This is a genomic window from Mycoplasmopsis gallopavonis (assembly GCF_900660635.1).
Taxonomy (GTDB): Bacteria; Bacillota_I; Bacilli_A; order Mycoplasmatales; family Metamycoplasmataceae; genus Mycoplasmopsis; species Mycoplasmopsis gallopavonis.
The window spans coordinates 21,231-36,389 of the sequence record NZ_LR215032.1 but is presented as its reverse complement, the minus strand read 5'-3'; the positions used below and the strand labels follow the sequence as shown (position 1 = coordinate 36,389).

The following is a 15,159-nucleotide window of genomic DNA, read 5'->3' as shown; positions in this document are numbered from 1 at the left end:
ACCAAAATATTAATTAAAATAATAGAAAAAAGAAGCATTTTTAAATGCTTCTTTTGTTTTAAAAATTAAATACGAAAAAGCTCAGAGGGATCAATTTTAAATTGAAGCATATTTGCTGTTTTTCTCCCTCCATCTCCTCCTTTTCTTTGAATTGTTACTTTGCCTAAAACAAGAGATCCTCTTGGACTAATTTTAATTTTGCCATCATGTAAGTAAATTTTAATAACTTCTTCTATGTTTTTTAAAACTCATTTTGATTCATTTTGAGATTTTTGAGTAACCAAAACTCAATTAGCTTGAAATTCTCCTCGTCCTTTTAATATATCGCTTATAATAAGTTTCTTATTTTTATCAATTCATGACAAAATTTCTTCTTGTTCTTTATTAGAGAATTCAGTGATAAACATACGTTTTTCCGATTTTGTCTTTACTTTATAAGGTTTCTTTTCTCCTGTAAAATACTGAAATAATTCAAAGATATTTTCAGGAATTTCTCAAAGTTCTTTATAACTCTTTAATCATCTTTTGTCAACTTGATTAAAACCTTTTTTATTGCTAACTAATTTTATTTGTATGTTTTCTTTATTTATAAATTTGTTTGATTTTTTTCTAACTTCTAAAACAATATCACTTTTTTGTCCTTTAATAAAATTAACTTTTATTTGATTTATGGATAAGATAGAGTGGCCCATGATTTTTAGTCAATTTTGAGCCTCTCTATCATTTTGTCAAAATATGAACTTTTGTGCAATATCTTTTTCATTTTGAAAGCCATTTTTTGCAATTTGAGATCCTAAATCTTTTTTGTTTAAATTATTCATAGTTCCTTTCTATAAAACTAATTTCATCTAGCATGTTTTTTGTAATTCTTTTAATAACATTCACTGTCATAGCATTACCTGCTTGTGAAAGAATTTTATTATTATTAAACATTTTGTTTTTAATTTTTCCAGCCATTTCCTTAGGAAAACCTTGTAATAAAAGAGATTCGTATCCATTTAATTTTCAAACTTTCTTATTTTTAACATAAAGTAGTCCATGTCTTCCTGTTCTAAGTGTCGGGAAATATCCTTCATATTTTCTAAGATCAGATTGCCTTCAATCAATCACGCAGTTTTCTCAACTCAAAATTTCTTCATTTGAATACTTATTTTGATTATACTTATTAGCTAAATATTTTTGAAAAGTTTTATCGTTAATATCAAACTCTAAATTATTATTTTCATCAATAAAATCTTCAAAATTTGTTCTTTGTTCTTTTTCAGGGAAATTAAAGTTTGTAATATTTAGTTCATTTTTAAATCCAACGATATAAATTCGTTCACGAGTTTGTGCTACCCCAAAATCTAAACTATTTAAAACTTTATAAAAAATTGTATAACCTGCTTTTTGAAGTTCTGAGCGAATAACTTTAAATGTATGTCCTTTATCATGATTAACAAGACCTTTTACATTTTCTAAAATAAAATATTTGACTTCTTTTTGCTTCATAATATTAATTAAAAAATAGATGATTTGTCCTCTTTCGTCCTCAAAACCTCCTCTTTTACCAGCAATTGAAAAGGTTTGACACGGAAATCCTGCAATTAAAAAGTCAAAATCTGGTAAATTTTTAGCATCAATTTTAGTTAGATCTCCATAATTATTATGATCATTAAAAAAAGTAGTATATGTTAAATTTGCATGATCATCTATTTCTGAATGTCCAACACATTCAAGATTATTTTGTTCAAGACCTAAACGACCTGCTCCAATTCCAGCACAAAAATCAAAAAACTTTAATCGTTTTTTCATGATATATTAACCTCTCTTTTATTCTATTATAATTAAAAAATAATGTTTTGCAAGATTGAAAAAATTCAACTTAAAAATTCTTAATAAAGAAGAATATTTTGAAATCCAAAAATGAAATGAAAAATCTTGATAAAAATGTTATAATTTGGAAGATTTTTCAAAATTCAATTTTTAGAAAAAGGGAGGTTAATATGGCAAATATTAAATCTAAAATTAAAAGCATAGCTAAAATGGAAGCAGCTAGAGTTAAAAATGCTGCAATGAAATCTCGTGTAAAAACAGCTATTAGAAAAGCAAGAGAAGCAGTTTTAGCTAAAGCAGAAAACGCTGATGCATTAGTAGCTTTTGCTCACAAAACAATTGCTAAGGCAGTTTCAAAAGGTGTTTTCCACGCTAACAAAGGTGCTAGAAAACATTCACGTTTAGACCAATTTGTTAACGCTAACAAATAATCTATTCATAAACTAAGAATCACTCTGTCAAAAGACAGAGTTTTTTTAAAATCAAAATCATTTTCTTGCGTACTAAGAGCTACCAAAAAAGTCAAAATAATGTAAAATATCAATTATATCTATTCAAATGAAAGGTATATTAAAGATGAGTAAAATAACAAAATATATTAATAATCAAGTAGTTTATGACGAACAAAAAGCATATCAATACTTAACAGTTATTCAAAAATTTCTAAAAGATAAAGTTAAAGAAGCAAAAGCAGATGGAGTTGTTGTTGGAATTAGTTCTGGTATTGATTCTTCATTAGTTTATGCAATTGCTAAAAGCGTTTTCCCTAACTCTACAACTGGGGTTGTAATGCCAGTAATTTCTATGACAGATACAGATTTAAGTCATATTAAAGAGCTAGAAACAAGTTTTAATGATCAATTTTTAAGAGTTGACTTAACTGAAACTTTTAACGCTATTACAAACAGCTTGCAAGTAAAAAATCATTTAGCAATCGCAAACATTAAACCAAGATTAAGAATGACAACTTTATACGCAATTGCACAAGAAAGAAATTCACTTGTTTTGGGAACAGATAATGCTGATGAAGTTTTTATTGGATACTTTACAAAATTTGGTGATGGCGGAGCTGATTTATTACCAATTTGCAACCTTACCAAAGGAGAAGTTAAATTTTTAGCTTCACTTTTAAATGTTCCAAATTCAATATTAAATAAAAAACCATCAGCTGGACTTTGAGAAGGCCAAACCGATGAAGATGAGCTAGGATTTAGCTATTCTGATTTAGACTTTTATTTAAATCACATTGATCAAAGAGAAGTTTTAGACCAAAAACTTTCACAAGATACTATTGCTAAAATCGAACATAAACACAAAATTACTCAACATAAAAGAGATGCTATTTATAAACCAGATATAGTCAAATAAAAATTTTAAAAGGAGAAAAGTTATGGCAGGACATTCACACGCAGCCAATATTGCTCACCGTAAAGGTGCACAAGATGCAGCAAGAGGAAAAATTTTCCAAAAGTTTTCAAAAGAAATTTATGTAGCAGCACAAAAAGGACCAGATCCTGAAACTAACCCAGCTTTAAAATTAGCAATTTCAAAAGCTAAATCAAAAAACATGCCAAAAGACAACATCGAAAGAGCAATTAGTAAAGCAAAGGGTGACAAAAATGCAAACGCTTTCGTTGAAACTATCTTCAACGCAACCGTGCCTGGTGGAGCTACTTTTATTGTCACAACATTAAGCGACAATATTAATCGGGTAACTTCAAATGTGCAATCATACTTTAGAAAACAAAACGCAAATCTTGGAAAAACTAATCAAATTCCGTTTCCATTTGAGAAAAAAGGAATTATTGAAATTTCAAAAGAGCTAATTTCAGAAGATGATTTAATGATGATTGCTCTTGAACATCAAGTTGAAAATGTTGAAACAGAAGGTGATAGCTTTGTGGTTATTAGCTTACCTGAAAATTTCACAGCACTTAAAAATGCAATTGAAAATGATTTAAAAATTGAAACATTTATTCAATGTGAAGTAACTTATTTACCAAGCATGTATGTAGAATACGACGAAGAAAAAGAAGCAAAATTATTAGATTTTGCTGAAAAACTTAAAGATGATGACGATATTCAAGAAGTATATCACAACATCGAAGTTAAGACAGTTTAAGTATGAAATGACTTAGTTTATTAGCTGGACAATTAAATAATTTCACAAACAATGAAAATATAACTAAAATGCTTTTAGTTATTATTTTTTTAGGTGCTTTATTATTAATTCCTGTCGGAATTTCAGTTCTTTTTCCGCTTTTAAAAAGCAGACTTAACCACCGAACCAAAGTTTATTTATACGCTTTTTCAACCGGATTTTTCATTATTTTATCAACCTTTGGTTTTTTAAGAGAAGCTCTTGAACAAGCTTCCGAAACTGGTGAAACAGGAATGAAGTTATATGGTTATAATATCCTTATTGTTTTTGTTGGTCTTTTAAGCGGATTAATTTTTTCATTTACTTTAAAATTTGTCATTACCTATCGAATTAATCAAAAATTATTACAAAATAAAAAATTAAGTATTTTTGTTCATGATCATTCGCACGAACATAATGAAAACCATGTTCATGAACATCCTGATCATATTTTTAGTCAAGATGATGCTAATCAATTAGCAGAAGAAGCGTTAGTCGAAAAAATTAGCGGAAAACTTAAAATCATTGCTCTTGCTTTACTTTTAACTCATAGAATTCCGGAAGGATTTTTAATTGGGTATAACCTTAGCTTAGCAATGCCAGATCTACAAGATCTTAGTGGTGGAACTGTTGGACTTTCAAACTTAACAACCGCTTATTTTGTATCATTAATTTTACACATGATACCTGAAGAGTTAGTTTTTTACTACCGTTTACGTGAAGCTGGATACGGAAGATGAAATTCCTTACTAATTTCTACGCTCATGGATATGCTTTTTTTACCATTTATGCTCGTAGGAATTTATGGTGGAAGTTCAATTGGTGGTAACCACTTTGCCCAAGGATTCTTAATGGCAATTATTGGAGGTATTTTCCTTTTTACCTCACTTGTTGAATTTTTCCCTGAATTTTATCATGTTGAAATGAACAAAAAAAGATGATTCATTACTTTACTTTGTTTATTCATCGGAGTTCTCTTTTCAGCATTCATTTTAAGTTTCCATGAGCACAGTCATAACCATGTAACAACTAGTGCTTTAATCAAAGAAACTATCGATTTTTCTCAAAGTTCTTTCAATCAATTAATTTAATGTCCTATCTTTAGGACATTTTTTAATACAAAAAATCTTCATGTTTAACCATGAAGATCTCTTTGTCTTTGAGTAAATTTATAAAACCCAAAACCAAGAAGGTTTGCAATTACGTAAGAAACTAAAACAATAGTATCAGCAAGTTTAAAGCTGCTTCCTGCTAAAAATGGGAAGAAATTAACCAGCATAATTGCTCCAACTAACAAAATTACAACAACATAAAGAATCTTTTCAACAATGAAAATTGGTTTAATTTCCTTGCGTCATTCTAAAATTAATGCAGAGATAAAGGTCATAATATATTGCATTAGAAAACAAATTGTTCCTAAATTAATAACCGAATCAAAGAAGTTATTTAAACTCGGAATAAAAAGTGGTAAGAGAGAAAAGATCAAAAGCGAAATAACTGTTAAACCAAAATTAAACCAAATTGCATTTTTAAATTCATTTTCTTTATTTGCTAATCCTAAAAATTTTGGTAAATATCCTGCATTTGAAAGAGCAGCTAAAGTACGACCATAAGCTAGAGTGCTAGTTAATGATGAAGCAATATTATAAGTAATAATATACACTGCAAAAATAATAGTTCCAGCAAGTCCCATTGTTAAACGGTAAATGCTAATAAAAGCGGTTTGATCATCTTTAATTAAATTGGTTGAAACAAACAGTAAATAACCAATTAAATAAAAAGTAAAGACAAAAATAAAGGCAGTCATCAAAATTTTTCTAAAATTTTGAAACTTAGTATTAGGAGCTAAGGTTGGGAGCATTTCAATTCCACCAAATGCAAACATAAAAGTTAGAGAGGAACTAAAAATTAAAAAAGTATCAACTTTTGTTCCAAGTTTACTTGTAAAATTAGCAACTAACATTCTTTGATTAAAAGCTAAATAAACAAGACCTCCAAAACCAATTGCTAAAACAATTCATTTAATTAACATATTGAAGAAAATTACCTTTTTGCTTAAAGTTACTCCAAAAGTCGAAATAAAAATTAATAAAATAAAGAATACGATCGACACTCCTCTAACAAGATTTAAAATTCAAGTTTGATCTGTAAAAATCTGGGCTGCCTTGACTAAAAATAAAGTTCCACTTCCTGCGTAAAGCGGACCTTGAATATATTGGTTTCAACCAACAAAGAACGCAAAATTTCCTTTCGATACTCGATTGGCATAAGAAAACGAACCTCCCTGATCTTTTGGAAATTCATTAACTAAGCGTGAAAAAACCAAAACAACACCCAAAGCAATTAAAGCTGTTGGTAAAATAACGGCAAGAGCTCAAATTCCTAACTTCGCAATTTTAGAAATTGTCGCCACAAAACCAAAACCAACAACATAATTAATTGCTAAAAGTGTGAATGTACGAGAATTGAAATATGAAGATTTTAAAGACATTTTTTCCTTTCAAAATTTGATTAATAAAATAATAAACTAAGAATTTAAAAAAGAAAGCAAATTTTTAAAAAAAGTAATATTCACAATCAATTTAGTAAGTTTTTAAACTTTTTCATTTTAATGAAGCTCTTAATTAATGAAAAAATCACTAAGATTTACTCCCTAATAAACTTAAAAATTCGGTATAATTAAAATAAATATTTTAAAGTTGAGGGATTTTCATGATTAAAAACCAAAAAAATTGAGTATTCATCGCAGGAATAGCAACTTGTTTAACCGTAATTGTTGCATTTATTGTCGCTCTAATTATGAGTAAAAAATCAGAATGAGCTTCAATTTTCTTTTCACTTGGAATTATTGTTATTTTAATCTTTACTTCTTTTTTACTATATTTTGCAATTCATAATTTTGCAAAATCTCGTGAATTAATTAAAAAATCATTCAATAGTTTTATTGAAGAAGTAATGACAAACAATAATATTGGAATTATTATTTATGATTTAGATCAAAAAATTATTTGATCAAGTAATTTTATTAAAAATAAATTTGGTAGTGAATTTATCGGTCAAACTATCAATGAATTTTTCGAAAAATTCAACCTCCAATTACCGAATAATTGAAATATCAATGAAATTAAAACCGAATTTGCCAATAAGGGTAATCAATATGAAACCCAGTTTTGACCAATTTCAAATACAATTGTTATTCGTGATATTTCAACCGAACATCTTTTCAAACTTGAATCATGAGAACAACAACCGGTTATTGGTGAAATTGAAATTGATAACTATCAACTATTTCAATCAATCTTATCTGAAGAACAAATTTTCACAATTAATAAAGTTGTAATTGATGCAATTAAGGAATATGTTGAAAAATACAACTTTATTTATCGTCAATACACTAATGGTAAATTTGTAATAATCACCAACGAAGATACACTTGCTAAAATGAGCAAAGAACAATTTGATATTTTCATGAAAGTTAACGACAGATTAAAAGATCAAAATATTAACAAATTATCATTAAGTATTGGATTTGCTCGGGGTTGATCTTCGTTAAAAGAAAAAATTGAACAAGCTAAAAAAGCACTAGTTCAATCCCAAAGTAGAGGTGGAGATCAAGTTACCATTTTCTCAAACAATGAACCACCAATTTATTATGGTTCTAACTCTGAAATTTTATCTGACAATAGTCGAACATTAATCAATGAAATTACTCGTGAATTTGAAAAAGTCTTAAAAAACCCAGAAATTAAAAATGTTTTAATTTATGGACATAATTTAGCAGATTTAGATGCATTAGGTAGTTCACTTGGAATTTACGAAATAGCTAAAAGTTATGGTAAAGAAGCAAATATTGTTGCTAACACATTTGATTCAACTGCCACAACTGCACTTAAAGAACTAAATAACAAGCACAAAGATATTTTAAGTAACATTTTTATTAGAAGCGATATTCAAGCTAATAAATTAACAAACAATAGCACACTAGTTGTTCTTGTTGATACATCCGATCCAACAAGAACAGATAATAAAGATGCAATAACCAACGCTAATCGTGACAATATTTTTGTTTTTGATCATCATCGTTCAAGTAAACCAATTGATTTTTGTCCAAAGCGAAATATTTATATAAATACCGGAGCAAGTAGTGCTTGCGAAATAGTTACCGAAGTAATTAATTTCTTAGATCATAAAGTTAATTTATCGCAAATGACTGCACAAGTTTTATTAAGCGGAATTTACTTAGATACAATTCAATTTACTAAATCAATTACCCCTCGAACATTTCAAGCTGCTGCTTGGCTCGAATCAAAAGGGGCAAGCGGTTCAATTAGCTCAGAGATGTTAAAGGTAGACGAGGATACCGATAAACAAATTAAAGAAATTTTAGATAACGCAATTGAAATTAAAAAAGGTTATTTCTTAGCTTATACAGACAAAGAATGTTCCAATGATGTAATTTCAATAGCAGCAAATGAACTACTCCAAATTAGAGGAAGAGTTGCAAGTTTTGTTGTAGCAAAACTTAAAAATTCAAAAGTATATAAACTAAGTGCAAGAGGAATTGGAACAAATGTTCAAATCATTTGTGAAGCAGTTGGTGGTGGTGGTCATTTTAGTACCGCAGCTGCAACTAGTGAAGAAGATTTAGAAACATTTGTCGACAATATCAAGCACGCAATAACAACAGCAGGGAGAAATATTAAAAATGAAAGTAATTCTATTAAAAGATTGTAAAGACGGAAAAGCAAACACAATTGTTGAAGTTTCACCAGGATACGGAAGTAACTTCTTAATTAAAAATGGTTTTGGTGTTCCATATAACCCCAAAACAGCTAAAGCTTTAGAAAAAACCTTAGATAAAATCGTAGCAGACGAACACGAAAAACGTGCTCAAATGCTAGAACTTAAAGAACAGTTAGAACAATTAAGACTAAAATTTGAACTAACAGCTAATATTGATGGTAATAAGAACTTAAATGTTCACGGTTCTATTTCAACCAAAGAAGTTGACAAAAAACTTAAAGAATTAGGTTTTAAAGTGGACAAACATGCCCTTTCAAAAATTCATTTAGTATCTGAAGGATTGCACGAAGTTGTTGCAACACTTTACAAAGATATTAAAGCAATTATTCATATCGAGATTCAAATTCATGTCAAGAAATAAGAGAAGATTTGAACCTAATCCTAAATTTGAGAAAATTATCCAACTTCCAAATTCAAAATATTCTGATTCAGAAATCGAAAAAAGCTTATTAGCAATGATTTTAAGTCAAGACGAAAGCCAATTAGAAGCTTTTCAATACTTAACAAGCGAAATGTTCTTTTTTCCAAGATATAAACAGATTTTTCAATTAATTCAAGATTTAAGACAATCTAAAAAAAATGGTAATCTCTTTTCTTATTCATTTCACGAAATTTCAAGTTTCTATGAAGCAAATAAACAAAATTACCAATTAATTTCACAAGCATTATTAAACGAAATTTCAACAACATTTTTTAACTTAAATAATTTTTATAATTACATTGATACTTTAATTGCCAAAAATAAGTTGCGGAACATCGAAGCATTTTTCAAAGATTATAGTGATAAAATGCAACATGGTGAAAAGTTAGAATTTAACGATGTTGTTAATGATTTTAATGAATTTTTACTCGAAAAAGCACATGACGATATGGAAAATAGCAACTTCAAATTGATCGAAGAAGTTGCCTCAGATTATCGTGAATTAATCGAAAAAATTTGAGAAAATCAATATTTTGATAATGTTTTACCAACTAAATTCAAAAGCATCGACAAATATGTTCAAGGTTTCAAGCCAGGACAACTCATTATCCTCGCAGCACGGCCAGGAATTGGGAAAACTGCTTTGGCCTTAAATATTGCTCGTAATATTGCTTTAGATCATATTAATCAATTAAAAAATCAAGATAATTTAGTCGGAACAATCGATGAGCAAATCGAACAAAATCCAGAAAATAGTAGACCCAAAAATGTTGCATTTATTTCGCTTGAAATGGCAGTTAATGAACTTCTTGCAAGAACTATTTCTTCAACTGTTGCAATTCCACTCTATTTTTTACAAAATCCAAATCAATTAAAAGAAAATCCTGAATATCGAGAAAGATTTGATTATTTCTTTTTAAAATACATCAAGGATATGAATATTTATTTTGATGATGCTGCAACAAGTAAAATTAATGATATTGTTCGAAAAATCAAACATCTTGTCAAAAACTTAGATGGTAAGCTTGATTTAATTGTTATTGACTATCTTCAATTAATCTCAACCGATGGTCCAGCTGGAAATCGTCAAAATGAAGTAAGTACCATCTCACGTGCTTTAAAAGTTTTAGCACTTGAACTAAAAATTCCAATTCTCGCTCTTTCTCAACTTTCACGGAGCGTTGAAAGTAGAGAAGACAAAAGACCTCACCTACATGATTTAAGAGAAAGTGGGGCTATCGAACAAGATGCCGATATTGTTATCATGCTTCATCGTGATCGTCAAACTCACAATTCTAGTGAAGAAGGATATGAAAGAGATCGTTTTCATGGTTATAAAACGACAATTACAATCGCTAAAAACCGTGGTGGAGTTAGTGATGTTAGCTCTGATTTAATTTACCTTGGTTCAAATGTTTCTTTCATTGATGAAAACTTAGATGAAATGCGAAATGGCTAATTCGAATTTCAAATAATTAAATTTAAAATTAAGGAGATTTTGCTAATGGACTGTTACCCCAGTTTCAATTTTATAATTTGACAAATTCACTCAAACCAAAGCGAGGTATTTTATGCCTAGTTTTCTTTGAGTAATATTAATTATTGTTCTTGTTCTACTTTTTGTGTTAAGTAGTATTTATAGTGGTTCAGAAACTGCTTACTCAACCATTTCACCAGCAAAAATTCACGATATGGTTGAAAATCAAGAAAAACTTTCTAAATTAATTCACAAACAATCAAAAAGATACAATCAAATTTTGAGCACAATTTTAATCGGAAACAATCTTGTGAATGTTTCCTCAGCTTCGTTGATGACATTTTTATTATCAAATGCAGCAATTGGTCAAGCACACGCTGCAATTATCTCAACAGCAGTTGTCACTCCGCTTCTTGTTCTTTTTGGCGAAATAATTCCCAAATTACTTGCTAAAGCTCATACTGTTGGATTTTTAAAAACTTTTTGTTTGTTTATTGAGGTGAATTATTGAATCTTTTTCATTTTAACTTACCCAATTTCAAAATTAAGTAAAAAAGTTTATGAAACCAACACCGAAGAAGAATTAAAAAGCTTTATTAAAATCGCTCAAAATGAAGGTGTTCTTCAAACAGGAGAATCACTACTTGCTCAAAACGCCTTAGATCTTGACTCTACTAAAGTTGTTTCACATTACATCAAACTCAAAGATGTGCAAGTGATTGACTTTAAAGCAACAGTCAAAGAAGCTCTTGAAATTTTTAAAGAAACAAATTATTCAAGACTACCAGTTATGAAGGAAAATAATTTAATTGGAATTATTTTAGTTAAAGATATTTTCCACGTCAAAAGCACCGATAGAGTAATTGATTATTTAAAAAATGTTCCTCATTTATCTGCTAATTCAATTCTATCAAGTGCTCTTGAAAAATTAAGAGCTGCTCGTGCTCAAATGGGTTTTGTAATTGAAAACAATAATTCAACTGATGTAATTGGAATTATTACAATTGAAGACATCATCGAAGAAATTATTGGTGAGATTTATGATGAATACGATGATGATGAACAAATTTATGAAATTTCACTAGAAAAATCAAGAGTTCAATCTAATGTTAAAATGTTAGATGTTTTCAAGCAACTAGAAATAAGTTTAGGTTTACTTGAAGAAAACGAATCTGACTTAACTTTACGTGAATGACTTCTCAAAAAAACTAAGAAAACAAGACTCACCAAAAACACAAGATTTACATTAGATGATGAAGTTTCATTCAAAGTTATTGAAATTGTCAAAAATCAAAAACATTCTGCAATTATCGAAATTAATAAATTATAAAAAACTATCGTTTAAGATAGTTTTTTCTCGCAATTTTAATTAAATAAAAGTTATAATATAGCACAAGGTAATAAATTTTACATGCAAAGGCAAAATAAGGAGGCAAAATGCTCGAAGTACAAAATTTAAGTAAAATTTTTGTTGATAAAAAATTATTTGAAAATGTTAATTTAAAATTCACACCAGGAAATACATACGGAATTATTGGTGCAAATGGTGCAGGAAAAAGTACCTTTTTAAAAATTCTTGCCGGAAATATTGAACCAACTAGTGGTCAAATTTTAAGAGAAAAAAATAAAAGAATCTCAGTTTTAAGTCAAGATCATAATGCGTATGATGATTTTGATGTCACCGAAGTTGTCATCATGGGAAATACTGATTTATACCAAATCAAACAAGAAAAAGATGCAATTTACATGAATCCAGAAGCGACTATGGAAGATTACGAAAGAGCCGCAGAACTTGAAGATCGTTTTGGTGAATTAGGTGGTTGAACAGCTGAAAATGACGCTCAAGAATTGCTTAGCAACTTACATATTCCAAAAGAAAAATGAAATGTTAAAATGTCAGAGCTAACTGCTAACCAAAAAATTAAGGTTTTACTTGCAAAAGCATTATTTGGAAATCCAGATATTTTAATCATGGACGAACCAACTAACCACTTAGATCTTAGAAGTATTCGTTGACTTGAAAACTTTTTAATTGACTATAAAAATGTAGTTATTGTAGTTAGCCACGATAGCGACTTTTTAGATGCAATTTGTACTCACATTGTGGATATCGATTACAATGAAGCTAAAATTTATACAGGAAACTATTCATTCTGGAAACAATCATCAGAATTAGCTCGTGAAATGATGAAAGCTTCAAATATGAAAAAAGAAGCTCAAATTGAAAAATTAAAAGAATTTATCGCTCGTTTTAGTGCTAATGCCTCAAAAAGTAAACAAGCAACTTCAAGAAAAAAATCTCTTGAAAAAATTCAATTAGATGAAATTAAACCTTCAAATAGAAAATATCCATATGTTCGTTGAGAAATGAATCGTGATCATGGAAAACAAATTTTAACAGTCGAAAACTTAACTTATAAAAACGAAAACGGTGATACTTTATTCGAAAATGTTAACTTCACTCTGCGTCCAGGTGAAAAAATGGTAATCATCGGTGATGATGACATTGCTAAAACAAGATTGCTTGAATGTCTTGTTGGTTTAAAAACTCCAACTAGCGGAACAATCGAATGAGGTCAAACTATTACATATAGTTACTTTCCAAATGATAACTCTAAATACTTTAATACTGACGAAACAATTTTAGATTGAATTTCAAAATGACCACTTGAAAATAAAGAAAAAGAAAATCGTGAAAATGATGATGCTAGAATGCGTGGTTTCTTAGGAAGAATGCTTTTCAGCAATGACTCTGTCTTTAAAAAAGTTTCAGTAACAAGTGGGGGAGAAAAGGCAAGATTAATGTTTTCAAGAATGATGCTTCTTGAAAGTAACTTTATCATTTTAGATCAACCACTTGATCACCTTGATACAGAAAGTATCGACTCTGTAATTGAAGGGGTCAAAGCATATAAAGGTGGGGCAATTTTCACAACTTATAACCGTGCATTTGTTAATCAATGTGCCGATGTTATTTTAGAACTTGTTTCTCCAACAAAGAGTTTCTTGTTCCGTGGTACACTTGAAGAATACGAAGAAGCAATTGCTGACTAATGAATCGAATTTTTGTCAATCAAAAGCAGGATAACTGCTTTTTATTAACCAGTGAAGACTTAAAACATTTAAAAGTTTTAAGAATCACTGATAAACCATTTATTTGCGTTTATAATCAAGAATTTTATAAGTGTACTTTAGCAAATGATCGAGCATTAATTCAAGAAAAATTGAATTTAAACCACGAATTACCTTTTGAAGTTGTTCTTGCAATTGGTGTAATTAAATTCGAGCGTTTTGAATGACTTTTACAAAAAGCAACTGAACTTGGAGTAACTAAAATTATTCCAATGATCACCAATTACACAAATGGCGAATTAATCAAATTTAATAAATTTGAGAAAAAACGTGAAAGATTTGAACAAATTTTAAAAAACGCAGCCGAACAATCTTTCCGCAACAAAATCCCTACACTTGATAAGCTTACTAAATTTGAAGATGTAGCTAATTTAAATTATGATTTCAAAATTATTGCTCATGAAAAAAACAGCATTCAAGATGCTCTTAGTGACAAAATTAACCAAAATGTGCTTTTTTTAGTTGGACCTGAAGGTGGTTTTAGTGATCAAGAAATTGAAAAAGCCCTAAATTCTGGTTTTATTAGCGTATCACTTGGTTCAAGAATTTTAAGAGCAGAAACTGCTGGTCTATTTTTACTTAGTCAAATTAAAATACAATAATTTTTAGGAAACTCTTTTTTTCACATTTTGAGAAAAAAGAGTTTTTCTAACCTTGTTTTAATTAAAATACCTTAAAATATTTTTAAACACATTAAGGAGGCAAAAATGTTAATTGGAATTTCAGGAATGATCGGAAGCGGTAAGAGTGTTCTTTCTGCAAAATTGTTAAAACACTATAAAGAAAATTCTTTACTATTAAATGAATTTGAAGAGGAAGATCCTGTTTTTAATACTATGTTAAGTTGACTTTACGAAAGAAGACCTAATTTCGATGTTACTTTTCAAGCTTATGTAATCGAACATCATTTAGGAATGGTTGAAAAAATCAAAAATGAATTTCATCAGAAAAAAATGAATCCTGAAACAGATCTTATTTTTCTAGATCGTTTTATTGCAGAGCACTATGTTTTTGCGAGCGTTAATCTCAAAAATGCTAGCGATAAAATCAAGCGAGCTTATGATGCATTTTTTAATAACATGGTTACAAATGAAGATATTCCTGAATTTGCTATTTTCCTTGATGTTTCACCAACTGAATTTAAAAAACGACTTTTTGCACGTGGAAGAAAAGTTGAAATAGATAGCTTTGATGATAATAAATTATATTTTGATGAATTATTAGCAATTTATAAAGACACTTTTACCAAAGTTGCTAATAAATATAAAATTGAGTTTCAAATCATTGATACAAACAATCTAAGTGAAGAAGAAGTTTTTGAAAAAGCTGTTAAGTTAATCGAAAACTACAAACAAAGTAAGAGAGGATAAT

14 protein-coding genes are annotated in these 15,159 nt (G+C 28.8%); 11 read left to right on the top strand and 3 right to left on the bottom strand.

The window, feature by feature from the left end:
- Positions 1–65: 65 nt before the first annotated feature.
- Complete coding sequence (locus EXC53_RS02565) at positions 66–821, bottom strand: PDDEXK family nuclease (protein WP_119571856.1); 756 nt, start codon at positions 819–821, stop codon at positions 66–68.
- Complete coding sequence (gene dcm / locus EXC53_RS02560) at positions 814–1,794, bottom strand: DNA (cytosine-5-)-methyltransferase (protein WP_119571857.1); 981 nt, start codon at positions 1,792–1,794, stop codon at positions 814–816. Before dcm ends, EXC53_RS02565 begins: the two co-directional genes overlap by 8 nt.
- A gap of 191 nt (positions 1,795–1,985) precedes the next feature.
- On the opposite strand from dcm, the gene rpsT reads away from it, so the two are divergent.
- The 4 genes from rpsT (at position 1,986) to EXC53_RS02540 (ending at position 5,046) form a co-directional block, all read left to right on the top strand.
- Entirely contained in the window at positions 1,986–2,246 is a 261-nt protein-coding gene (gene rpsT, locus EXC53_RS02555) for a 30S ribosomal protein S20 (protein WP_119571858.1), read from the top strand.
- 145 nt (positions 2,247–2,391) lie between these two features.
- Positions 2,392–3,183, top strand: coding sequence for an NAD(+) synthase (gene nadE / locus EXC53_RS02550; RefSeq protein WP_119571859.1), 792 nt, complete (start codon positions 2,392–2,394; stop codon positions 3,181–3,183).
- 22 nt (positions 3,184–3,205) lie between these two features.
- Positions 3,206–3,937, top strand: a complete 732-nt coding sequence (locus EXC53_RS02545; RefSeq protein WP_119571860.1) for a YebC/PmpR family DNA-binding transcriptional regulator — start codon at positions 3,206–3,208, stop codon at positions 3,935–3,937.
- A gap of 2 nt (positions 3,938–3,939) precedes the next feature.
- Positions 3,940–5,046, top strand: a complete 1,107-nt coding sequence (locus tag EXC53_RS02540) for a ZIP family metal transporter (protein WP_220096628.1) — start codon at positions 3,940–3,942, stop codon at positions 5,044–5,046.
- A gap of 44 nt (positions 5,047–5,090) precedes the next feature.
- On the opposite strand, the gene EXC53_RS02535 is transcribed toward EXC53_RS02540, so the two are convergent.
- Complete coding sequence (locus tag EXC53_RS02535; RefSeq protein ID WP_119571861.1) at positions 5,091–6,446, bottom strand: APC family permease; 1,356 nt, start codon at positions 6,444–6,446, stop codon at positions 5,091–5,093.
- A gap of 221 nt (positions 6,447–6,667) precedes the next feature.
- On the opposite strand from EXC53_RS02535, the gene EXC53_RS02530 reads away from it, so the two are divergent.
- From EXC53_RS02530 to EXC53_RS02500, 7 genes are all read left to right on the top strand, one after another.
- Positions 6,668–8,689 (top strand): GGDEF domain-containing protein, encoded by a 2,022-nt coding sequence (locus EXC53_RS02530; RefSeq protein WP_119571862.1) that lies wholly within the window; start codon positions 6,668–6,670, stop codon positions 8,687–8,689.
- A complete protein-coding gene (gene rplI, locus EXC53_RS02525; RefSeq protein ID WP_119571863.1) occupies positions 8,661–9,119 on the top strand; it encodes a 50S ribosomal protein L9 in 459 nt (152 codons plus the stop codon). Before EXC53_RS02530 ends, rplI begins: the two co-directional genes overlap by 29 nt.
- Complete coding sequence (locus EXC53_RS02520) at positions 9,106–10,638, top strand: DnaB-like helicase C-terminal domain-containing protein (RefSeq protein ID WP_119571864.1); 1,533 nt, start codon at positions 9,106–9,108, stop codon at positions 10,636–10,638. The genes rplI and EXC53_RS02520 overlap by 14 nt, the downstream gene beginning before the upstream one ends.
- 112 nt (positions 10,639–10,750) lie before the next feature.
- Positions 10,751–11,986 carry a CNNM domain-containing protein gene (locus EXC53_RS02515; RefSeq protein ID WP_119571865.1) on the top strand — a complete coding sequence of 412 codons (1,236 nt, stop codon included), beginning with the start codon at positions 10,751–10,753 and terminating at the stop codon, positions 11,984–11,986.
- A gap of 107 nt (positions 11,987–12,093) precedes the next feature.
- Positions 12,094–13,710, top strand: a complete 1,617-nt coding sequence (locus tag EXC53_RS02510) for an ABC-F family ATP-binding cassette domain-containing protein (RefSeq protein ID WP_119571866.1) — start codon at positions 12,094–12,096, stop codon at positions 13,708–13,710.
- Entirely contained in the window at positions 13,710–14,390 is a 681-nt protein-coding gene (locus tag EXC53_RS02505; protein WP_119571867.1) for a 16S rRNA (uracil(1498)-N(3))-methyltransferase, read from the top strand. Before EXC53_RS02510 ends, EXC53_RS02505 begins: the two co-directional genes overlap by 1 nt.
- Positions 14,391–14,495: 105 nt before the next feature.
- Positions 14,496–15,158: a deoxynucleoside kinase gene (locus EXC53_RS02500; RefSeq protein WP_119571868.1), complete on the top strand. Its 663-nt coding sequence runs from the start codon at positions 14,496–14,498 to the stop codon at positions 15,156–15,158.
- Position 15,159 lies beyond the last annotated feature (1 nt).